Source organism: Microbulbifer hainanensis (assembly GCF_014904735.1).
In the GTDB taxonomy this organism is placed as follows: domain Bacteria; phylum Pseudomonadota; class Gammaproteobacteria; order Pseudomonadales; family Cellvibrionaceae; genus Microbulbifer; species Microbulbifer hainanensis.
This window is the reverse complement of the sequence record NZ_JACZCR010000035.1, coordinates 1-22,748: the sequence shown is the minus strand read 5'-3', so window position 1 is coordinate 22,748 and position 22,748 is coordinate 1. Positions and strand designations below refer to the sequence as shown.

Here is a 22,748-nt window from a genome sequence, read left to right as displayed (position 1 = left end):
AGAGAAAACGGGAAGTCACGCATTAATAACACTTTGCCATAACCCGTGATGGATTCCCGGAGCGCAGGCCTTTCGGCCCACATCCCTAACATTGCAACCGCCATGCCAACTTTGCAAATCGCCTGTTTTCGGGGCCTATCCGGCCCTAAAGCGTCTGCAAGAAGCCCCGAAAAGTGCCGATACACCGGCGCACGAACCAACAATGTTCGTATTCTGGTGCCAACGCACCAAAATTATGCAGCGTTACCGTCGTACGGGCGGTGACCGGAGAGCGAGAAAAATTCTCAATATCCATTTGGAGCGCGTGCCTTGCCCCGGGGGATCAGGTAGCATCTAGTTAACGGTGGGCACGCCGGTTCCAACCGGTCTAACTTGTTCAGGTCGGGAAAGCCCCGACCGCCCCACCCGCTGTTGCGCACAAGTAAGGTTGTACTATGAATCCTGTTTCTGAGACCCAGCAGCGCGAAAACGCGCCCCGTATTTGGGTCACCACTATCCTGTTTGCCAGCACCGGGCTGGCGGCACTGACACTGGTGCCGCTGTATGGTGTCATGGTTGGCTACCACTGGTATCAGTGGCTCGCCTTTGCGGTACTGGGCGCCCTCTGCGGCTTCTCTATCACCGCCGGCTACCATCGCCTCTGGTCGCACCGCACCTATGAGGCCCACTGGTCACTGCGCCTGCTCTTCGCTCTCTTTGGTGCCGCAGCCCTGCAGAACAGCGCGCTGATCTGGTGTTCGGGCCACCGCCGTCACCACCGCCATGTAGATGACAACGATCAGGACCCCTACTCCGCCAAGCGCGGCTTCTGGTTTTCCCACATCGGCTGGATGCTGCGCGAGTATCCCAGCGGCGAGGTGGACTTCGACAATGCCAAGGACCTGCAGCGCGACAAGATCGTCATGTGGCAGCACAATCACTACATCGCGGTTACCGTCGCGATGAATCTCGGCGTGCCCCTGTTGCTGGGCCTGCTGACCGGGGACGTGATCGGCATGTTGCTGCTCGCCGGCATCCTGCGCATCGTGGTCAATCACCACACCACCTTCTTTATCAACTCTCTGGCGCACATCTGGGGCCGCCGCCCCTATACCGATGAAAACACTGCGCGGGACAACGACTTGCTGGCGTTCTTCACTTTCGGTGAGGGCTACCACAACTACCACCACATCTTTCAGACCGATTACCGCAACGGTATCCGCTGGTACCAGTGGGATCCGACCAAGTGGCTGATCCGCACCGCCAGCTGGCTGGGCCTTGCCCGCAACCTGAAGACCGTGCCGGCGATGCGTATTCACCGGGCCATGCTCACAATGCAGTTCAAGCGCGCAGAGCAGAAGCTCAACGATTCAAGCCACAAGGAGAGCTGGCGCGAGCTGCTGGAGAAGGAAGCCCAGGATTTTTCCGCGGCCCTGTCCGAATGGAAGGACCTGCAGTCGCGCCGCTATGAAAATGCCCGCGAACGCCTGCTGGCCAAGTGGGAAAGTGCGGCCATCCGCACCCGGGTGAAAGAACTGGAGTACAGCCTGAAGATGCAGCGCAAGCGCCTGCAGATCATGATGGAACAGTTCCACCTCTGCCCGGTCACGGCTACAACCTGAATCGCGGTACCCCTGAAATAAAAAAGGCGAGCATGTTGCTCGCCTTTTTTATTTCTAATTAATGCCCGGTCTCCGGAGACCAGCACCTGACTCGCAGCTGCGCTGCACTGCTCACGGGGTATTGGATGCGGCAAACTGGTGCATCGAATAGGTCACCCGCTCCTCCACATTCTTCTCCAGCTGCTCCAGGTCCAGGCTTTCGATATGCCGCAGGCGACCGCCAAGGCCGACGCCATTGGCGACCTGAATCGCCAGTCCCGGACGCGCATTGGCCTCCAGCAGCAGCGGGCCGCGCTTGCGGTCAAGCACGATATCGCAGCCCAGATATCCGAGCCCGGTCATCTCGTAACAGCTGGCCGCCAGGCGCACCAGATCGCGCCAGCCGGGCACCTGCAGCTTGTCGAACGGCATTTCAGTATCGGGATGGCGGTGCACCCGCAGGCCGCGCTGAACCGCGTGGGAACTCTTGCCGGTGGCTAGATCGATACCCACACCGACGGCTCCCTGGTGCAGGTTCGCCTTGCCATCGGAGGCGTGCGTAGAACAGCGCAGCATGGCCATCACCGGAAAGCCGCGGAATACAATCACGCGAATGTCCGGCACACCTTCAAACGAATAGTTGTCGAACACCGGATCGAAATCCACCAGCGCCTCGATCATCACCCGGTCGGGTTTGCCACCGAGACTGTACAGGCCGCTGTGCGTGTTGCTGATATGACGCAGGATATCGTCCGCGGTCACTACCGCACCGGAGGGCTTCAGGTAGTTGTCGCCATCGCGGCCGACGATCACCAGGATGCCCTTGCCTCCCGAACCGCGCGCCGGCTTGACCACAAACTGCCACAGCGGCTCGATCAACTCCATCACGCGCCGGCGGCTTGCCTGCGTTTCAAACGCGGCAATCAGTTCCGGCGAAGGGATGCCGTAGCGCCGCGCGGCGCGCTTGGTATTGAGCTTGTCGTCGACGATCGGATACTTGTCGCGGTCGTTGTAGCGGGCAATGTAGTTCACATTGCGCGCATTCATTCCGAGCACGCCCATTTGCCGCAGCGCTCGTGGCGACACAAGGCCACCACGCACCTTGTTGACGACATGTTTTAGGGAAAAACCGAGCATCTATCGCACCAACTGTCGAAAGCGCATCAGTTCACCCAGCCGGTAACCGGTGTAGTTGCCGACAATCAGAATGAATCCCAGCAATACCAGCAGCAGTTCCGGGAAATTGAAGGTCCAGTGTTCGACGTAGCGATTGGTCATGACCCACCAGGCGAGCACCGCCACCAGCAGGCTGCCGCCGGCTTGCACCACGACCTCATAGGGCCCGTCCTCTTCCCACACGATCGACATTCGTTCGATCGTCCAGGCGAGAATGATCATCGGGAAGAAGGTCACCGTCAGTGCCTGCTCGATTCCCAGCTTGAAGCTGACCACGCTGATCGCCCCCATCAGGATCACCACCGTCACCACGACGGCGGCGATCCTCGCCACAAGGAGCAGGTTTAGCCTGCTGAGGTAGAAGCGCACCCACAGGCCCAACACCAGAATCAGGATAAAGATCGACAGACCGGTGATCAGTCGGGTCTCGATAAATGCGATGGCGAGCAGCACCGGCATGAAAGTACCGGAAGTCCGGAGCCCGACAAATACGCGCAGCAGCACCACAACCAATGCCCCGACCGGCACCAGCAGGATCAGCTTAAAGATACTCTGCTGCTCGATCGGCAGGCTGTAGATGGAAAAGTCCACCAGCGCCTCTTTCTCCTTGCTGGTACTCATCATCGACACATCCCGTGCCGGCACATCGTTGGAAATAACGGAGAAGGTCACCTGGGAATTGCGCCCGCCCTCCACGTCGAGCAGGCTCTTGCCGCCGCGCTGCCAGATAAAGAAATTCTTCGGTACACCCGGAGAGCCGCTGCGGGGCTCGAACACCACCCAGCGCTCGCCGTCATAAACCTCGAGCAGATCCTCCGGATCCAGGCGCCGGCGGTCGTCCTCGAGATAGAGGCCACGAATCCGGTGGGCGGGAATATCCGCCACTGCCAGCACCGTCAGCGCCACATCGACCAGCGAGCGATCCTTGTAGTAGCCGAAAATCAGGTTGCGATCCTGGTTGCGGGTATCACCGAGCGCCGTGAGTAACTGGGTCGTGAAGCTTCTGGTGTCGGACGAGCGCTCTCGCGCGGTGTCCACCAGTGAGTTGATGGCCATCCGCACCGCTTCCTGCTCGCGGGCGCCGAGAAAGGGTTTTTTGACTTTCGTACTGAGATCCAGCGGCTGCTCCAGCGGCGCACCCGGTGTCTGGTGGACGTCCAGCTGGTAGAAAAGCGACTGGGGGCCGCTGGCGGAACGACGCGCCCACACCGCGCGGTATTCGTCGTTGTCGCGGATCACATTGAAGCCGTAGCCGGAGGAACTGAAACTCTCGTTCAGCACCTCCATATTGCGCTGCTCCCGCGGCAGCGTCAGCGCCGCCTTCACCGGACCACCTTCCCCGATAAAACGCACCTTGGCTTCAATCGTCCAGACGGTGCGGTACTCCCCCGGCAACAGGGGAAAACCGAGGGCACGGTTTTTATAAATAGTGAGGCCCGCCCCCATTAGCGCGAGCAATGCGGCGAGAATATATACCTGAGCGCGTGGCGACATCCGCCATTCCCCATAGTGAAACCGGCAGCGGCCGCAGCCGTTACCGACGTAATTATTCGGTTATTTGGAATCGGGCAGCTTGGGAAGTCCCTGGACGTTGCGCCGGGCCACGTCGACAACCGCCGCATCCTTGAGGAAGTTGCGTCCGACAAGCAGCACATAATCGAGGCTACTGCGATCGGTCAGGTTGACTTCGACCATATGCGTCACCTCACCGACGGTAAGGCTCATCTCCACGACCGGACGCCGCTGGGGCTCGAATCCGGGGCGCGACACACGCACATAGCGCTTTACCGGCAACTCGATGGATACCGGGTCATCCTTGGCGTCGGGCGGCGCCAGCTTGAAGCGCACCCAGTCTTTGCCGTCCCGCTCGAATGGGGTCAGCTCTTTGACGCTGAGGGAAGAAGTCGGCGCACCAGTATCAATCAGGGAATCCAGTGAAACACCGCCGGGCTCGATGGAAAAAGTTTCCACGCTGCCGAGCACCAGCTTGTCTTTCGCTACCGGCACTTCGACGACTTTTTCGAACCTTCGTTCAATCACCCGCTCAACAACTTTCACTTCGGGCTCTGCACAGACGACTTCCGCGGGCTGTGGGCACTGTTGTGCCTGTTGCGAACCTGCCGCAGCCTCACTGGTGGCGCTGGCTTCGGGCTCCGTGGGCGCCTTGTACCAGGGGCTTCTGAATTGCATTGACTCGCAGCCGGCCAACAACTGACTCGCCAGCAACATCCATAAAATGGGAGAAGTCCGCATTCTTTTTTACTACCTTAAGGCCATCAGGCCATCCCTGTGCAACGTTCGAAGTCGAAGCCTCCCTACTGTTATTCTCGCGGGCTCGATCCGTGGCGCGCTATTTTGATAAAAGGCCGATAGTAACCTATCCGTACTTATCGGTCACCATTCCCGCCCTAGCAGAGGCCCTGCCCGCTTTAAAGTGGGGCCTTAGCAGAAAATCCCGACAGCCCGCCGAATTCCAGTACCTAACTTCAAATTGTGCGCCGCCTCTGCGAAGTGAAAGGTGACTCTGTGGTATCCCTTTCCGCTAATGGGTATAGTCCAAGGACACCTAGTATAAAAATAAATTTATGACAGAGATTCCAATCGGGCAGTCCGCCAACGGCGGCCGGATTCTCGTCAGGTGCTTGCAGGAACATGGGGTAGATCGCATCTTCTGCGTCCCCGGCGAGAGCTACCTGCCGGTACTCGACGCATTATTCGATGCACCGGATATACAGCTGATCACCTGCCGCCAGGAGGGCGGTGCCGCCATGATGGCGGCCGCTGACGGTAAACTCAGCGGTGTACCCGGCGTCTGCTTCGCCACCCGCGGTCCCGGCGCCACCAACGCCAGCGCCGGCGTACACCTTGCCCACCAGGGCTCCATTCCCATGGTGCTGTTTATCGGCCAGGTCGAACGCGCCGCACAGGATCGCGAAGCCTTCCAGGAAATCGACTACCGGCGCATGTTCGGCCAGATGGCCAAGTGGGTTGCCCAGATCGACAGCGCCGAGCGCATCGCGGAATACATTCAGCGCGCCTTCGCCGTCGCCACCAGTGGGCGGCCCGGCCCGGTGGTGCTGGCACTGCCGGAAGATATGCTGCGGGAAACTGCGCCACCAGCTCCACCGCTTTCAATTCCCGCCCCCTCGGCACCGGCACCGTCTCCAGCCGATCTGAAAACCCTGCGCGAACTGCTGGCCGCGAGCCACAAGCCTCTGGTGCTGTGCGGCGAGTCACCCTGGCCTCAAAGCGCCAGCGAAAACTTGCAGCGCTGGTGCGAGCGGGAGCAGCTACCGGTGGCGGCCGCCTTCCGCTGCCAGGACATATTTAACAACGACCACCCGCACTATATCGGTGACGTCGGACTCGGGATCAATCCGGCACAGCGCACCCGCATCGAGGCTGCCGACCTGGTCATTGCCCTGGGCGGGCGTTTCAGCGAGATCGTTACCCAGAACTACTCCGTCCTCCAGCCAGGTGGCCCGCAGAAGGTTATCTACGCACACCCCTCGGCAGAGGAACTCGCGCGGGTGCCCGCGACACTCCGCCTCAATACTTCGATGGCCAACCTGCTGGAGCCTCTGCTCAAGGGCACAGCGGGAGAAATTCCGCAGTCACGCCGCGCCTGGCTCGAATCGGCGCGCAACGACTACTTGCAGTGGACCACCCCAGGCGAACTCCCCGGCGACCTGCAGTATGGCCACATAGTCACCTGGCTGCGTGAACAACTGCCGGACGACGCCATCATCTGCAACGGCGCCGGCAACTACAGTATCTGGGTCCACCGTTTCTTCCGCTACCGAAGGTCCGGCACGCAGCTGGCGCCGATCAGCGGCTCCATGGGCTACGGCCTGCCCGCCGCCATCGCCGCAAAACTGCGTTACCCGGAGCGGCCGGTGATCTGCTTTGCCGGCGATGGCTGCCTGCAAATGACGGTGCAGGAACTGGCGACCGCCAGCCACTATGGCGTCAATGTTGTCGTGATCGTGGTCAATAACAGCAGCCTCGGCACCATCCGCATGCACCAGGAACGGAATTACCCCGGCCGCACCAGCGGCACCGACCTGAGCAATCCGGATTTCACCGCGCTGGCGCTTGCCTATGGCTTCCACGCACAAACGGTCGCCGCCACCGAGGAATTTTTCCCGGCCTTCGCGGAAGCCGTAGCGAGCGACAAGCCGGCGCTGCTGGAACTGATGCTGCCGCTGAATGCGCTGACCCCAAACCTGAAATTATCGGATCTGCAATAGGAGGTGAGCATGGATTTGAATCTGGCCGGCAAGCGGGCACTGGTATGCGGTTCCAGTCAGGGCATCGGCAGGGCCTGCGCGGAACAGCTGGCAGAGCTGGGCGCGTCCGTCACACTGTTTTCCCGCGACCGCGCCAAACTCGAGGCCGTCAGGGAAGCCCTCGACAACTCCGCCGGACAGGATCACCGGGTGCTGGTCGCCGATTTCTCCGACCCGAGCCAGGTCAAGGCGGCCGTCGAATCCCACGTCGGGGAGGTGGGTGCCTGTGAAATTCTCATCAACAATACTGGCGGCCCGGCACCCGGTCCCGCCCATGCAGCCGATCCACAGGCGTATATCGACGCTTTCAACCTCCACCTGATCACCAACCAGACACTGGTGCAAGCGCTGTTACCGGGGATGCAGGCGGCGGGTTACGGCCGCATCATCAACATCATTTCCACTTCCGTGAAGCAGCCACTGCGCGGTCTCGGCGTCTCCAACACCATTCGTGGCGCCGTTGCCAATTGGGCCAAGACACTGGCGAACGAGCTGGGGCAGTTCAACATTACGGTCAACAATGTATTGCCGGGCGCGACCGCTACAGTGCGCCTGGAAGGCATCATCGAAAACAAGATGAAAAAACAGGGTAAGTCGCGCGAGGAAGTGGAGGCCGCAGAAAAGGCGGCCATCCCCCTCGGCCGCTTCGGTGAAGTCCACGAACTGGCAAACGCTGTGGCTTTCCTCGCCTCACCCGCTGCCTCCTATATCAGCGGCGTCAACTTGCCGGTGGATGGCGGCAGGACCGGGTGTCTGTGATGACCGCAACCGGCAGCCTGATCCGCAATTATATCGGTGGCGAGCTGGTAGCACCCGGCGAGGGAGCCACGCTGCTCGACAACATCAACCCGGCAACAGGCAAGGTCTATTCGCAACTGGTCGACGCCTCCGAACAGGACCTGCAGGCTGCAGTGGCCGCCGCGGAAGATGCCCTACCAGGCTGGCGCGCCATGGACATAACTGCCCGCGCGCGCCATCTGGAAAAAGTGGCCGAGCTGATCGAGCGCGATCTGGACAAATTCGCCGCGGCAGAATGCGAGGACAACGGCAAGCCCCTGTCACTGGCGCGCGCGGTGGATATACCACGCGCGGTGGACAACTTCCGTTTCTTCGCCCGCGCGATTACCCAGTTCGCGTCCGAGTCCCATGCCATGGGCGAGAGTGCGATCAACTATACGCTGCGTTCGCCGCTGGGCATTGTCGGCTGTATCTCGCCGTGGAACCTGCCTCTGTACCTGTTCACCTGGAAGATTGCCCCGGCGCTGGCAGCGGGCAATTGCGTTATTGCCAAGCCGTCGGAAGTGACACCGAAAACCGCAGCGATGCTCGCCGAAACCTGCATTGAAGCCGGCCTGCCCGCCGGCGTACTGAACATATTGCACGGCCGCGGCAATACCATCGGCAGCGCCATCGTCGCACACCCGAAAATCAAGGCGATCTCCTTTACCGGCGGCACTGCCACCGGCGCCCGTATCGCCGCCGAAGCCGCGCCGCAATTCAAGAAACTGTCACTGGAACTCGGCGGCAAGAATCCGACGCTGGTGTTTGCAGACTGCGACTGGGAAAAGACCCTGGACGGCGTGATGCGCTCCGCCTTCGCCAACCAGGGGCAGATCTGCCTGTGCGGCTCGCGAATCTATGTAGAGCAATCCATCTACGCCGACTTCAAAGCGGCACTGCTGCAGCGGATTGCGAAACTGCGCATCGGCGACCCACTGACCGAAGTCGACCAGGGCGCACTGGTGTCAGAAGCGCATATGCATAAGGTGCTGAATGCCGTCGGCACAGCCAGGGCCGAGGGCGGACAAATTCTCTGTGGCGGCAGGCAGCGACAGGTCGGCGGTCGCTGTGACGATGGCTTTTTCGTGGAACCCACGCTGATCGAAGGCCTGCCGATCGGCTGCAAGACCAACCAGCAGGAAATCTTCGGTCCTGTCGCCACCATCCAGCCGTTCGAGAGCGAAGAGGAAGCAGTGCAATTGGCCAACGGCACCAGCTACGGCCTGGCCACCTCTATCTGGTCGGAAAACCTGAGTCGCAGCCACCGCATTGCCGGCCGCCTGGATTTCGGCATCGTCTGGATAAATTGCTGGCTGCAACGGGACCTGCGCACGCCTTTCGGAGGCGTGAAAAATTCCGGCGTCGGCCGCGAGGGTGGCTGGGAAGCGCTGCGTTTTTTCACAGAACCAAAAAATGTCTGTATCGACTACGGCTGAATAAACGCGTCTATCAACGGCGCCAGAAACAAAAAAAAGCGGATTGGAGATAAGAATAAATGAGCAATCCCATCGAATCCAAGAAGGCCCCCGAGCCCGTCGGCCTCTACCCGCACGCGCGCAAGGTCGGCAACCTGCTGTTCCTGTCCGGCGTCGGTCCCCGTGTGCGTGGCAGTAAGGAAATTCCCGGAGTATCCCTGAGCAGCACCGGGGCGATCGCCAGCTACGACATCGCCGCCCAGTGCCGCTCCGTTTTCGACAACGTGCGCACAATTCTCGAGGAATCGGGTTCCAGCTGGAGTCAGCTGGTCGACGTCACCGTCTTCCTGACTAATATGAAAGACGACTTCAAGACCTACAACGCCATTTACGCAGAGTATTTCAAAGACAACCAGCCCTGCAGAACCACGGTGGAAGTTCTCTCCCTTCCGACTCCCATCGCCATCGAGTTGAAATGCATCGCCACCATTTAACGGTACCGGCCAGGAGCAGAAACATGAATAGACTCGCGCCCCCGATTAATTTCCACAAGTGGATCGAGGAACACCGTGAACACCTGAAACCCCCGGTGTGCAACAAACTGGTGTTCGAGGAACAGGGCTTTTTCATCATGGTGGTGGGCGGCCCCAACACCCGCAAGGACTACCATGTGGACGAGGGCCCCGAGTTCTTCTATCAGGTGGAAGGGGATATGTTGTTGAAAACCATCCAGGATGGAGAAGTGGTGGACATTCCCATCCGCGAGGGGGAAATCTTCCTGTTGCCGCCGCGAGTACCCCACTCACCGCAGCGCTTCGCCGATACCGTGGGCCTGGTCATCGAGCGACGCCGCACCGAGCAGGAAGAAGACGGACTGCAGTGGTATTGCGATGAGTGCAACCACCTGCTGTACGAAGAGTTCTTCAAATTGCGCAATATTGAGCAGGACTTCCCCCCGGTATTCGACCGCTTTTTCAGTTCGGTAAAAAACCGTACCTGTGACAACTGCGGCCACCTGATGCCGCTGCCCGGCGAGTAGGTATGTCGTCATGTTCACTATCGATATTCACACCCACATACTGCCGGAAAACTGGCCAAACCTGAAAGAGCGCTACGGTTATGGCGGTTTCATTCATCTGGATCACCACAAGTGCGGCTGCGCGCGCATGATGCAGGACGACAAGTTTTTCCGCGAAATCGAAAGCAACTGCTGGGATCCGGATGTGCGCACGCGCGAGTGCGACCAGCACGGCGTACACGTACAGGTACTGTCTACGGTGCCGGTGATGTTCAGCTACTGGGCCAAGTCCGAACACGCGCTCGATCTGTCCAAGCTGTTGAACGACCATATCGCCGGTGTGGTTGCAGCCCAGCCGCAACGATTCGTAGGTCTCGGCACCCTGCCAATGCAGGCGCCGGAACTGGCGGTCAGTGAGCTGGAGCGCTGTATCAAACAACTCGGCCTGGCTGGCGTGCAGATTGGCTCACATGTCAACGGCTGGAACCTGTGCGACGAAAACCTGTATCCGGTGTGGGAGGCGGCGCAGTCACTCGGTGCGGCGGTCTTCGTCCACCCCTGGGAGATGGCCGGGCGGGAAGTTATGCCCAAATACTGGCTCCCCTGGCTGGTGGGCATGCCGGCGGAAACCTCGCGGGCCATCTGTTCGATGATCTTCGGCGGCGTACTGGAGAAATTCCCAAAACTACGTGTGGCGTTTGCCCACGGCGGCGGCGCCTTCCCCAGCACCATCGGTCGCATCGAACACGGCTTCAATGTGCGCCCGGATCTGTGCGCTGTGGACAACGGTATCAACCCGCGCGAATACCTGCAGAGAGTCTATTTTGATTCATTAGTGCACGACCCGCTGATGCTCAAGTACCTGCTCGATCTGGCGGGACCGGAACGCATTGCACTGGGCAGCGATTACCCCTTTCCCCTCGGCGAACTCGAGCCCGGCAGCCTGATCAAGTCCATGGTACTTCAAGAGGACACCAAGGCACGCCTGCTGCACGGTTCCGCACTGGAATGGCTCGGGCTGGAAAAGAAGCAGTTCTGTAACTCAGGCTCACTGACGGAGGCCGCCAGATGAAACTTACCTTTGAACTGAACGGAGCTGTTTACCGGGCGGAAAGCGAGAAAGCCGTGAGCCTTGCGATACCGCTGGAGTTCGACGGCAAGCAGCCCAATCACTTTGGTGCCCCCGTCGCTTCGGCCACGGCGCTGGAAGCGGATGGTTTCGTCGGCGATACCCGCCGCGGCGGCAGCTGCAATGTCTCGCAGTTGACCATCGTGCCGCACTGCAACGGCACCCATACAGAATCCGTCAGTCATATCGTCGATGAGCTGATACCGGTGGGCGAGCTGATGTCCCCGTTGCTGCTGCCATGTGCGGTAATCAGCCTGGAACCGGAGACGTTGGGGGTCTGCAGCGAACATTACTCACCTAACCCGGAGCCGGGCGACCTGGTCATCAGCGCGCGGCGCCTCGGCGAAGCTCTGGCCGAACAGCCGGACGCACAGCACTGCGGCGCCATCGTCATTCGCACCCTGCCGAACAGCGAGGAGAAATTCTCACGCGCCTATGCGGATGCGGCCAGCGGGCCACCGCCGGTATTTTTCTCCAGCGAGGCCATGGCCCTGCTGTTGGAGTTCGACCATTTGCTGGTGGACTTCCCCAGCATTGACAAGATGTTTGACGAGGGCCTGTTGGCCAATCATCACAGTTTCTGGAATATCGACGCCGGCAGCCATCACATCAACGCCGGCGCCAGGCAACAGCGCACGGTGACGGAAATGGTATTTGTGCCGGACAGCGTTGCCGACGGCCTCTACCTGCTTAACCTGCAGATTCCCCCATTTAAAACCGATGCAGCCCCCAGCCGCCCGGTACTGTTTCCGCTCGAGGTGGCGGAATAACCCGAACTGAAGTCCGCAAAATAACAATAGAGAGTTCAGCAGTATGCAATTCGAAACAGGCCTGGAGTTCGCCAGACAACTGGATCGGGACGACCCACTGGCGCGCTTCCGCGATGAATTCAACTTTCCCCGTCAAAGTGACGGCAGCCCGGAAATCTACCTGTGTGGCAACTCCCTCGGCTTGCAGCCCAAACGGGCGCGCGACTATGTCACCGCGGAGTTGGACAAGTGGGCGACTCTGGGAGTGAAGGGCCACTTTTCCGGCGACCATCCCTGGATGCCCTACCACGAATTTCTCGCCGAATCCTCCGCGGCTTTAGTCGGCGCAAGCGCTGACGAAGTGGTGGTGATGAACTCGCTCACCGCGAACCTGCACCTGATGATGGTGACCTTCTTCCGTCCGACCAGTGAGCGCTACAAAATCGTCATTGAGGACCACGCCTTCCCTTCCGATCACTACGCGGTGGAGAGCCAGTTGCGCTTTCACGGCATCGACCCTGAAGACGGTATGCTGCTAGTCAAGCCGCGCGAGGGCGAAGAGCTGGTCCGCCAGGAAGACGTGGAAACCCTGGTCCGCGAACAGGGTGACGAAATCGCACTGATGCTGCTGCCGGGTGTGCAGTACTACACCGGGCAAGTCTGGAATATTGAAGCCATCACCCGGCTCGCGCAGACCCGCGGTATCTGCGTGGGCTTCGACCTGGCCCACGCGGTGGGCAATGTGCCGCTGCAGCTGCACGACTGGCAGGTGGACTTTGCCTGCTGGTGCTCCTACAAGTACCTGAACTCCGGTCCCGGTTCGGTCGGGGGCTGCTTTGTACACCGCCGTCACGCCAGCGACACAGCTTTGCCGCGCTTCGCCGGCTGGTGGGGCCACGACAAGGAAAGCCGCTTCCGCATGGAAAATCGCTTTCAGCCCATCCCCACCGCGGAGGGCTGGCAGCTTTCCAATCCGCCGATCCTGTCCCTGGCCGCCATCCGTGCCTCGCTGGATATTTTCCAGGAGGCGGGCGGCATGGCGCCACTGCGCCACAAATCGGAAAAGCTGACGGCCTACCTGCAATTCCTGCTGGAACAGCGTACCGGGAAATTCATCAACATCATCACTCCGCTCGACCCGCAACAGCGGGGTTGCCAGCTGTCGCTGTGTTGCGACGCCAAACACCTGAGCGGGCGCGAGCTGCACAAACGCCTCGAGGACAATGGCGTTACCTGCGACTGGCGCGAGCCAAACGTGATTCGCATAGCGCCGGTACCGCTGTACAACAGCTTCGAAGACGTCTACCGCTTTGTGGATCTACTGGCCGCGGCCTGCAACGAGTAACTTGCACGGGCAGAATCAAAAGGTTTTCCGATGACAGAAAAGATTGTAGTGGCGGGCGGTGGCCTGGTCGGCGCCATGGCCGCAAGCTTCTTCGCCCGCCAGGGCTTTGATGTGGACGTGTTTGAAATACGTCCGGACCTGCGCAGACACGATATCTCCGCCGGTCGCTCCATTAACCTGGCGCTTGCCAACCGCGGCATCCGCCCACTGGAGCAATTGGGGCTGATGGAACGGGTATCACGGCTACTGATTCCCATGCGTGGGCGAATGGTTCACGACGGTGATGGCGGTGCCAACCTGCAGCCCTACGGGCAGAAGCCGGAAGAGGTGATTTACTCCGTATCCCGCGGAGCGCTCAACAGCCTGCTGCTGGATGCCGCCGAAGAAACGGGCAAGGTCAAATTTCACTTTCAGCACGAGCTGCGCCATATCGATTTTGACGGCCGGCAGGCGACCTTTTTCGATCGCGAAAGTGGCGATGAAAAGTCTGTCACTTTCAGCCGTTTTATCGGTGCCGACGGTGCCGGTTCCCGCAGCCGCGCGCTGATGGGTAGCGCGTTAGCGGCGGGTCACTGGCAGGAATCCGTCGAGCCGCTTGACCACCAGTACAAGGAACTGGAAATCCCTGCCGGTGCCGGCGGCAGCTTCCAACTGGAAAAGCACGCCCTGCATATCTGGCCCCGCGGCGGCTTTATGCTGATTGCCCTGCCGAACCTGGACGGCAGTTTTACCGCCACCCTCTTCCTGCCGGCGCATTCAGCCGACGGGCCCAGTTTCGATTCGCTGAAAACAGCGGAGAATGTGCGGGACTTTTTCCAGCATTACTTCCCCGATGTGCTGCCACTGATACCCGGCCTGCTGGAAGATTTCTTCGATAACCCCACCGGGCATCTGGGCACCGTGCGCTGTGCGCCCTGGAACCTGGACGAGCGGGCGATTTTAATGGGTGACGCGGCCCACGCTATTGTTCCCTTCCATGGCCAGGGCATGAACTGCGGATTCGAGGACTGCGCTGCTCTCAACGAACTGATGCAGTGTGAAGCCGGCAATTGGCAGAAGATCTTCACTCAATACAGCGACACGCGCATTCCCGATGCCAACGCCATCGCCGATATGGCACTGGAAAACTATGTCGAAATGCGCAACTCGGTGCGCGATCCGAAGTTCCTGCTGAAGAAGGCCATCGGCTTCGAACTGGAAAAGCGTTTTCCCGACCACTTTACGCCGCGCTATTCCATGGTGATGTTCCACCAGCTGCCCTACGCCGAGGTGCAGCGGATAGGAGAGAAAAACCAGTTGATTCTGTCCGAGTTGTCCGAAGACATCGAGCATATTGACCAGGTGGACTGGCGCCGGGCCGGCGAACTGGTGAAGGCGCTGCTGGACGACTGACTTCAGCCCCGCTGCAGGCGGGTGTCGATTTCCTCGAGCAGCTGGATCAGCTCACCGGCGGTGTAGTCGCCGCCGCGGAAATACTCCTCGGCGATGGGCGCTATGCCGCACTCGGTGGGCAGCGGTCGCGCTCCCTCAATCAGCTCGACCATGCGCGGCAGGAAAACAAACTGCAACCACTGCGGCAGCGACAGGGTATCCACGCAGAAGGGTTCCTTGCTCGCCAACGCCTCGGCGGGTGGTGCCTCTTCCTGCCACAGTTGCAGCCGGCGCAGCTCGGCCTCCAGTTTCAACAGCAACAGGGCGACGTCGTCATATATCGGATTCATAACTTTTACTTTAATCAATCTTGCGGCTAAACGGCGGCAAAGAATCGAGAATCGCACGTCCGTAGCGGCGCGTAACTATGCGCCGGTCCAGCAGTGTAACGGTGCCGCTGTCGCCCTCGGCGCGCAGCAGTCGCCCACAGGCCTGCACCAGCTTCAGCGCCGCATCCGGCACGGTAATCTGCATAAACGGATTGCCGCCCTTGGCTTCGATCCACTCTGCCAGCGCCGCCTCGATAGGGTCGTCGGGCACGGCGAACGGCAGTTTGGCGATCACCACGTGCCGACAGTAATCACCGGGCAGGTCGAGTCCCTCGGCAAAACTGGCGAGACCGAACAGCACACTGCTGCCGCCGCCATCGATGGTTTCGCGGTGATTCTCCAGCAGCTGCTGGCGGGAGCGCTGCCCCTGCATCAGGATGCGGTTACGCCAGGTACCGGGCAGGGATTCGTACACCGTTTCCATCTGCCGGCGCGAGGAAAACAGGACCAGTGCCCCGCGCTCGTCTTGCAACAGCTCGGGCAGCGCGGCAATCACTGCATTGGTATGCTCGTCGGCATTGCCCGCATCCACGGCGGAGGCCGGCACGCGCAGCGTAGCCCGGGAAAAATCAAACGGGCTCGGCACCACCTGGTAGCTGGCTTTGTCCGGTGTGCCCGCGCGCATCTTCAGGCGGTCGAACTTGCCCAGCGCGGTCAACGTGGCCGACGTCAACACGGCGCCGAAACAGCGACGCCAGAGACTGTATTCGAGCGTCTTGCCCGCCAGGATCGGCGAACTGCACACCTCAAAATCCGTTGAACCACCCCAATCCACCAGCGTAACCCAACGCGCCTGCGGCAGCGCGCCTGCGGCGTCCTCGCGGGCGTAGTTGGCCCACAGCTGCAGGTTCGCCTCTGCGCGGCCATACCAGCTGCCCAGCTGCGGATACCAGCGCTCCAGATCCACAGCCGGCACCGGTGAATGCGGATCCTCGAGCAGGCGCTGGGCGGCCTGCAGCATCTTGTTCAGCGCCGACTCCAGCTCGTCAAAATCCTCGCGCAGCTTTTCTGCCAGCTGCATGATCGGTTCCGGAACCACACCGCCCTCGAAGCGGTGGCGAATGCTGCCAGAGCGGTTGTTATTAAAGCCGTTACCGCGGTCATCCTCAAATTCGCAGTGCGCCTCGATCAGCGGCCACATCTGCTCCAGCCCCTGCTTGGCCGAGGTCAGTAGCCCCGGCAGCTGTTCGCCGCAGCGATCCAATTCCGCCCCGTCACCGATCTCGCCGAGCATCTGGCCGAGATTCTTGTTGGCCTGGTCGAGCCAGCCGGTGGAAGCACCCACGCGACTGTGGTGGGAAAAATGGTTCAGCGCCTTGTCCGGCAGGTGGTGGGCCTCGTCGAGAACGTAGATGGTCTCTTCCGGCGGCGGCAGTATCGCGCCGCCACCGAGGGCAAGGTCCGCCAGCAGTAGGTCGTGGTTGGCGACAATCACCTGGGTCTTGCCGAGATTCTCGCGCGCGCGGAAGAAGCTGCAGTTGGTGACGTGCGGGCAGCGGCGCCCACTGCACTGGCGGTGATCGGTGGTGACAAGACTCCAATCCTTCACCTCGATGGTATCCGGCCAGTTGTCGCGGTCTCCGTCCCAGCCACCGGTGGCCAGCTTATCGGCCATATCGCGATAGAGCTTTACGCCCGTCTCGTCCACCTGAGGCAGCTCGTCTTCATAGAGACCCAGACTCACTCCCTTGCCACTGTCGCTGAAGCTGGACAGCAATTGGTCAAGCTTGGACAGACACATATAGCGGCCGCGCCCCTTGGCGAGGCTGTAATCAAACTGCAGACCGCTGTGGCGCGCGACTTCCGGCAGATCCTTGTAGATGATCTGCTCCTGCAGGGCTACGGTGGCCGTGGAAACCACCAGTTTCTTGTCCTGGGCCTGGGCCAGGGGAATGGCCGCGAGCAGGTAAGCCACGGTCTTGCCGGTACCGGTGCCCGCCTCGACCACGCAGATATGTTCGCCGTCGGTCTTGGCGCTGTCGCGCTCACCGGCACCGTCCTGGACGATAGCGCCCAGACTGCGCGCTATCGCCGCCACCATCAGCTTCTGCCCGTAGCGGGCCTTGAGTTCGCGGCCGGCCAGGAACTGGCTGTAGGCGGTCTGGATGGCCTTTTTGTGTTGGTCGTTAAGCAAGGGAATATCTAGCGCTGCGTGCGGAGTGATGAAAAATTAATCGGGAACAATTCCCGGCAGCTATCGGCTGCCAGCAAAGCATATGAGGCGCAGGGACGCGCCTCATCCTCGACGAATGGTACCCGAAATCGCGGCGCGAGACCCGCCCAGTGGTTCAAGCAGTAAATTCGGTAGCTAAAGCTCACAGCCGCAGGCTCCAGAGCAAGGCGAAAAAGCGCCGGACTGGCAGCGCTAATTCAAGCTTTTGCAACCCAGCGCTGGAGACTGTGGCGGAGAGATCGGTTACAGAATTTGCCGCCTGGACCACTAGTCGTTGTAGGCGAGCCTGGAAACCACCGGGTTGGCATAGGACTGGATCGCCTTGTCGCGCCAGCGCTCGTCAACCTTCGCCATGCGCGCCTCGAATTTTGCGCGGGTCTCCGCGTGCTCGTCCGGATGCCACGGCTTCGCCGGGTAGCCCACGGGCAGCGCGGGCGCTTCGCCGTAGATCATCTGATAGGCGATCAGGTTAGTCGGGTGCAGCACATAGTTGCCAATGACCTGGCGGTCGATCTCTTCGGCAAGGGACGCCACATCGTTGAAGTCGCCCTCGATCGGGGTGCCAAAGGCCGTGTGGATATGCCCTTTGAAACCGGTAATCCCCTTGGCGATCGCACCGAGATCCTCATGTTTGCCCTTGCGGTACTCCTTGTGCTCTTCGAAGTACAGCTGCTTGGCCTTTTGCTCGTCGCAGGGATCCCACTCATAGGAAATCGACAGCGGCACTATGTGCAGCTTGCGCCAGAAATCCGCAAATGGGGTTTCCTTGTCCTTGGTCATCGCGAACATCGCTGCCAGCGCGGGATTGGTACGGTCCAGGCCGTCTTTGGCGCGGCCGGAGCGCTGCGCGATCCACACGTGTTCGTTTTCATTCACCACCGAGTGGTAGATGTAATTGGACAGCTGGGTGGCCGCTGCCAGCTTCTCGCGGCGGTTGCCGGCGTTGCGCTTGACCACGAAACTCTTGTTCAACTTCATGATATCGGTGGCAAATTGCTTGGTGAGCAGATTGTCGCCGATGGCAATGCGCGAGGTTTCGTGCCCCTCCTCGAACATCGCGAGAATGGCCAGCGCCGGGTCCATGGCGATATCCCGGTGGTTGCTCACAAACAGACAGGCGCGGTCGCGCGGCAGGGTATCCAGACCGGAGATGGTCAGCCCGCTACTGGTGCGGTTGACCGCCATTTCCAGGTAGGTGGCGATGATTTCCTGCACACCACGGATATTCTTTACCTTACGGAACTTGAAGCGCACAAACTGGCGCACCAGCCACGCGACCGGCCCTTCCAGCCGGGCCAGCTTGGGCACCAGGAAGTGGGCCGCTGCGTGCGACATCTCGGGGTCCGCAATCATCCGGTCGAGCACCGCCCGCGCCTCGTCGTCGCGATAGGGGCGAATATCTTCGAACTGTGCCGGATCCAACTCACTTGCTCTCATGAAATCACTACCTGCCAGCCGCGCACCGGGCGGCGGCGCTTTCTTATTGTGGACAATCTGGGAACCTGCGGTACCGTAGTGCCGGCACCGGGCCGGCGCAGAACATACCGGAAGCGCCGCCGAACTGCCAGCACTGTGCCCGACCAACCGGTGTGGACACGGTGGGCCGCAGCCGGGAGAATATCCGGCTTCGCCCGTCCGAGACGGCCAAAACAATGATAATGAAGGCGCCCCGAATACCAGGGTAAGGCCTCGCAGTAGACCAGGAGTTCAACTTGACGCAGACCAGTTCCACCCCCGAACCCCGCAAACCCAGTCTGGGTGATGCGCTGATGCCCCTACTGCTACTGATCCTGATGCTATTTATGTCAGTACAGTTTTTCGGCGCCGACTCCTCCTACGGCCCCAACCAGATTGCCCTGTTGCTGTGCGCCGGTGTGGCCGCGCTGGTCGGCATGAAAAACGGCTACACCTGGAACGAAATGGAAGGGGGCATGCTGCACGGTATCAGCCTGGTGTTCGGCGCCATCCTGATCCTGCTCGCCGTGGGCGCGCTGATCGGTAGCTGGATTCTCGCCGGCACAGTACCTTCGATGATCTACTACGGCGTGCAGATCTTGTCACCGCAATGGTTCTACGCCGCCAGCTGCCTGATCTGTGCCGTGGTCGGTCTCAGCATCGGCTCCAGTTGGACCACCGCTGGCACCCTCGGTGTGGCATTGATCGGTATCTCGCAGGCACTGCAGCTGTCGCCGGAAATCACTGCCGGCGCGGTTATCTCCGGCGCCTACTTCGGCGACAAGATGTCGCCGCTGTCCGACACCACCAACCTGGCTGCCGCGGTTACCTCCAACAACCTGTTCCAGCATATCCGCCATATGCTGTGGACCACCATTCCGGCCTTTACCCTGGCGGTAGTGATTTTCTCCATCATCGGCCTGAGAACCCACGCCGCACAAACCGACACCGCGGATATCGAGACGCTGCTGACCGCGCTGCAGGCGGAATTCCATATTTCCCTGGTCAGCCTGCTGCCGCTGGCACTGCTGCTGTTCATGGCCTGGCGCAAGATGCCCGCCTACCCGACCCTGATCATCGGCGCACTGGCCGGCGTGATTATCGGCATGACCTTCGAGACTGATGCCGCGCGGCGCCTCGGCGGCGGCGAAGGTGCACTGGCCGTGGTCAAGGGCGGCTGGTACAGCCTGTTCGACGGCTACAAGTCTTCTTCCAGCAACGAAAATGTCGCCGAATTGCTGTCCAAGGGCGGCATGAGCAGCATGCTGAACACCATCTGGCTGATCATCTCCGCCATGGCCTTCGGCGGCGCCATGGAAAAGGCCGGCTTCCTCGAGCGCATCGTCAACTGGGCCCTGTCCCGTGTTAAGAGCGTTGGCGCCCTGGTAACCACCACTGTACTGACCTGTTTCGGTATGAATGCCGCCGCCGGCGACCAGTACATGGCTATCATTATCCCCGGACGTATGTTCCGCGAAGCCTTTGCCGACATGGGCCTGCACGGGCTGAACCTGTCCCGCTCCCTGGAAGACTCCGGTACCATTACCTCGGTACTGATTCCTTGGAACACCTGCGGCGCTTTCATGTCCGGTACCCTGGGCATTGCCACCTGGCACTATGCGCCTTATGCACTGTTCAACCTGATCTGTCCGCTGCTGGCCATCGCGTACGGCTGGCTTCACTTCAAACAGATGCCGCTCACTGCCAAAGTGGCTCAATAACCGAGATTTGACGACCCGATGCAGCAAAGCGGTACCCTGAGCGGCCTGATCGCCGCGGCACAATTCAAACAGCGCTGGTTCGACCTGGGCCGGCGCGTGCAGTCGGTACCGCGCTCTGCGGTCGAAGCCTTCGAAGCCGGGCAGGCGCCGTGGCCGCACCCCTACCTGCGCCATGCGTGGACCGGACTGGTGCTGCTGCCGCCGGAGAGCGGCGAGCCAGTGATCTGGTTTCTGCGTCTGCCACTGGATGAACAGGGCAAATTGCAATTACCGGTGCGCGATGCCTTCCTGCACCTGCTGATCGAAAAGCTCGGCCAGGGAGAGCAGGAGGACCTGGGTGCGCAACTGCACAGCGCGCTGGAAGAGAGCGGTATTGCCTTTAGCCCCGCGCCGGAGCGCCAGGCCAGCTTTCACGCAAAAGTGGCACAGCTGCTGAAACGCCCCGCCAGCGAATACTACGAAGGCGTACTCGCTTACTGCCGCGCACCGCAATCCCATCGCTGGGACCAGTTGGGCGTCCAGGGCATTGCCGACCTGGCGGCGCACTGGGAAAGTCAAAGAGATCTGCTTCTGGGCAAGCTGGGCGAACTGGCACCGCCGGTTTTCGTCGGTCTGTGCCAGAGCCTGGAAAACGAGGCCATCGATCACCGCCTCGCGCAACGCATTGTCGAATGCGCCGACAGCGCCCTGCGAGCCGATCCCGTCGATTTCGCGATTGTTGCCGCGGCGGTGCGCGGCGTTTCGCATTCGCCGGCCGACGGTCTACGACGATCGTTTTTACTGGAACTGTTACAGGGCCCGGCCGCACAAAACGGCGAAGTAGTCGCGGCCATCGGCAGTCGCTGCGCGCAGGATCTGGCGCATGACGACCTCGCCGCCAGCTGGCTCGCCGCGCTGGCGACTCACCAGAGCCAGGAGCGCTTCAATCTGCTGCTGAGCGACCTCATGTTTCTGGCGCCGGTTCGTAGCGCCCTACTCGCGGCACTGCGCGATCCGAAGCGCCCGGAGGCCCTGGCCAGTGCCTTCGGCACCTTCCTGCACGGACCGGCCCCCACTCACTGATTCAACGATTTTCGCGCGGCAATGAACGGCGCGCGAAAAGCTACTTTTAGCATCCCCCATCGATTCGGCAATGGCTATCCTTCTTGCGGATGGTTTCTTCACTGTTAGCAACTGGTGCCTTGTCCGCAATCAGGAATTTCCAATTCGTAAAGCATGAGCGTCCCAATAAAACATGGCGCGCAAAATTGCGATAACTTTGCGGGAAAATAATTTCCGCCACGCAATACAAAAAAAATCTCCACGTCCCGCAATAGCCCCGGGAGCATTTTGGCGGAAAACCCTTTAAATTTAGGTAATTCCCTGCGACAAAGTGGCATAAAAATTATCCAGACTTCACCCGTGGCAGCTATTTAAACCGCGTGCCTATTACACTCCAATGGGCGGTACCTTTGTAGAAAATCATTTTACAAAGCTGACCAAACAGGTGACGTTTTATTGGCTATGCTAATGGCTAACATCAACGGAAAGGAGTTAGGGGATGAATTTCACTCCAGCCAAGTACTTAATCGGAATTATCAGTGCACTGGTTCTGGCGGGTTGCTGTGCAGCGCCACCGATGCCGGCATCCTGCCCTCCGGGCTCTGAACAAATTCCAATGTCGATGGCCTGCCCTGCTGACGCGGATTGTTGGATGGCTTCTGACAGCGTTCGCTGCATGAAAGTGGTCAAGTAAGACCCTCTTCAAGCAGGATTAGCAATGCCGCTTTTCGAAGCGGCATTTGCTTTTCAGCCCTGCGAAAACTTTCGTTACCCACGCCGGATTTACTTCCCCCTCGTCTCGCTTCCTCTGGCTCTGCCGAGCGTTTACCGCTAGCATTGACGCATAAATAACCGCTGCATTGCCGCTCGCCGATTGTGGACAGACGCGCCAATGTATCTCGCATCCGCAAGAGCTATAACCAGAGTCACCATGACAAGCGAAACTCCGACGTTCAGCGGCGATGCTGCCATCGCCCGCCTGCATTCACACCATCAACAGCACAAGTGGTCCCTGCGCGAGCTATTCACGACTGAGCCCGATAGAGCTGCCCGCTTCAGTGCCGCCGCTGCGGGCATTTATCTGGATTACAGTAAAAACCACCTGCGCGGCGACACT

General features: G+C 60.3%; 18 protein-coding genes and 1 pseudogene. 13 read left to right on the top strand and 6 right to left on the bottom strand.

Annotated elements, in window-relative coordinates; genetic code table 11:
- Positions 1-434: 434 nt before the first annotated feature.
- Positions 435-1,601: an acyl-CoA desaturase gene (locus IG168_RS14745; RefSeq protein ID WP_193165184.1), complete on the top strand. Its 1,167-nt coding sequence runs from the start codon at positions 435-437 to the stop codon at positions 1,599-1,601.
- 111 nt (positions 1,602-1,712) lie between these two features.
- On the opposite strand, the gene IG168_RS14740 is transcribed toward IG168_RS14745, so the two are convergent.
- From IG168_RS14740 to IG168_RS14730, 3 genes are read right to left on the bottom strand one after another with little or no spacing between them, the layout of a single operon-like run.
- Complete coding sequence (locus IG168_RS14740) at positions 1,713-2,717, bottom strand: alpha-L-glutamate ligase-like protein (RefSeq protein ID WP_193165183.1); 1,005 nt, start codon at positions 2,715-2,717, stop codon at positions 1,713-1,715.
- Positions 2,718-4,250, bottom strand: coding sequence for an inactive transglutaminase family protein (locus tag IG168_RS14735; RefSeq protein WP_193165182.1), 1,533 nt, complete (start codon positions 4,248-4,250; stop codon positions 2,718-2,720).
- A 60-nt stretch (positions 4,251-4,310) separates the two neighbouring features.
- On the bottom strand, positions 4,311-4,946 hold the full coding sequence (locus IG168_RS14730) for an ATP-dependent zinc protease family protein (protein WP_193165181.1): 636 nt from the start codon (positions 4,944-4,946) through the stop codon (positions 4,311-4,313).
- Positions 4,947-5,341: 395 nt separating this feature from the next.
- On the opposite strand from IG168_RS14730, the gene IG168_RS14725 reads away from it, so the two are divergent.
- From IG168_RS14725 to IG168_RS14685, 9 genes are read left to right on the top strand one after another with little or no spacing between them, the layout of a single operon-like run.
- Positions 5,342-7,006, top strand: a complete 1,665-nt coding sequence (locus IG168_RS14725) for a thiamine pyrophosphate-dependent enzyme (protein ID WP_193165180.1) — start codon at positions 5,342-5,344, stop codon at positions 7,004-7,006.
- A 9-nt stretch (positions 7,007-7,015) separates the two neighbouring features.
- Positions 7,016-7,804 carry an SDR family oxidoreductase gene (locus IG168_RS14720; protein WP_193165179.1) on the top strand — a complete coding sequence of 263 codons (789 nt, stop codon included), beginning with the start codon at positions 7,016-7,018 and terminating at the stop codon, positions 7,802-7,804.
- Positions 7,804-9,261, top strand: a complete 1,458-nt coding sequence (locus tag IG168_RS14715; protein WP_193165178.1) for an aldehyde dehydrogenase — start codon at positions 7,804-7,806, stop codon at positions 9,259-9,261. The genes IG168_RS14720 and IG168_RS14715 overlap by 1 nt, the downstream gene beginning before the upstream one ends.
- A 59-nt stretch (positions 9,262-9,320) precedes the next feature.
- Positions 9,321-9,734, top strand: coding sequence for a RidA family protein (locus tag IG168_RS14710; RefSeq protein ID WP_193165177.1), 414 nt, complete (start codon positions 9,321-9,323; stop codon positions 9,732-9,734).
- Positions 9,735-9,757: 23 nt separating this feature from the next.
- The gene (locus tag IG168_RS14705; RefSeq protein WP_193165176.1) at positions 9,758-10,279 is read left to right on the top strand and encodes a 3-hydroxyanthranilate 3,4-dioxygenase; all 522 of its coding nucleotides are present in this window, start codon (positions 9,758-9,760) and stop codon (positions 10,277-10,279) included.
- Between the two features lie 10 nt (positions 10,280-10,289).
- Positions 10,290-11,330 (top strand): amidohydrolase family protein, encoded by a 1,041-nt coding sequence (locus IG168_RS14700; RefSeq protein WP_193165175.1) that lies wholly within the window; start codon positions 10,290-10,292, stop codon positions 11,328-11,330.
- Complete coding sequence (locus IG168_RS14695) at positions 11,327-12,157, top strand: cyclase family protein (protein ID WP_193165174.1); 831 nt, start codon at positions 11,327-11,329, stop codon at positions 12,155-12,157. Before IG168_RS14700 ends, IG168_RS14695 begins: the two co-directional genes overlap by 4 nt.
- Before the next feature lie 43 nt (positions 12,158-12,200).
- A complete protein-coding gene (gene kynU / locus IG168_RS14690; protein ID WP_193165173.1) occupies positions 12,201-13,481 on the top strand; it encodes a kynureninase in 1,281 nt (426 codons plus the stop codon).
- A 30-nt stretch (positions 13,482-13,511) separates the two neighbouring features.
- Positions 13,512-14,873: an FAD-dependent oxidoreductase gene (locus IG168_RS14685; RefSeq protein WP_193165172.1), complete on the top strand. Its 1,362-nt coding sequence runs from the start codon at positions 13,512-13,514 to the stop codon at positions 14,871-14,873.
- A gap of 2 nt (positions 14,874-14,875) precedes the next feature.
- Here IG168_RS14685 and IG168_RS14680 read toward each other — a convergent pair whose 3' ends face one another.
- From IG168_RS14680 to IG168_RS14670, 3 genes are all read right to left on the bottom strand, one after another.
- Entirely contained in the window at positions 14,876-15,202 is a 327-nt protein-coding gene (locus tag IG168_RS14680) for a YqcC family protein (RefSeq protein WP_193165171.1), read from the bottom strand.
- A gap of 10 nt (positions 15,203-15,212) precedes the next feature.
- On the bottom strand, positions 15,213-17,375 hold the full coding sequence (dinG, locus tag IG168_RS14675) for an ATP-dependent DNA helicase DinG (protein WP_193165170.1): 2,163 nt from the start codon (positions 17,373-17,375) through the stop codon (positions 15,213-15,215).
- A gap of 306 nt (positions 17,376-17,681) precedes the next feature.
- Entirely contained in the window at positions 17,682-18,851 is a 1,170-nt protein-coding gene (locus IG168_RS14670; protein WP_193165169.1) for a 1-acyl-sn-glycerol-3-phosphate acyltransferase, read from the bottom strand.
- A gap of 275 nt (positions 18,852-19,126) precedes the next feature.
- On the opposite strand from IG168_RS14670, the gene nhaC reads away from it, so the two are divergent.
- The 3 genes and pseudogenes from nhaC to IG168_RS14655 all read left to right on the top strand — a co-directional run.
- On the top strand, positions 19,127-20,590 hold the full coding sequence (gene nhaC, locus IG168_RS14665; RefSeq protein WP_193165168.1) for a Na+/H+ antiporter NhaC: 1,464 nt from the start codon (positions 19,127-19,129) through the stop codon (positions 20,588-20,590).
- 18 nt (positions 20,591-20,608) lie between these two features.
- Positions 20,609-21,652: a DUF3549 family protein gene (locus tag IG168_RS14660; RefSeq protein WP_193165167.1), complete on the top strand. Its 1,044-nt coding sequence runs from the start codon at positions 20,609-20,611 to the stop codon at positions 21,650-21,652.
- A 910-nt stretch (positions 21,653-22,562) separates the two neighbouring features.
- Positions 22,563-22,748, top strand: a pseudogene (locus IG168_RS14655) (glucose-6-phosphate isomerase); the annotation flags it as partial.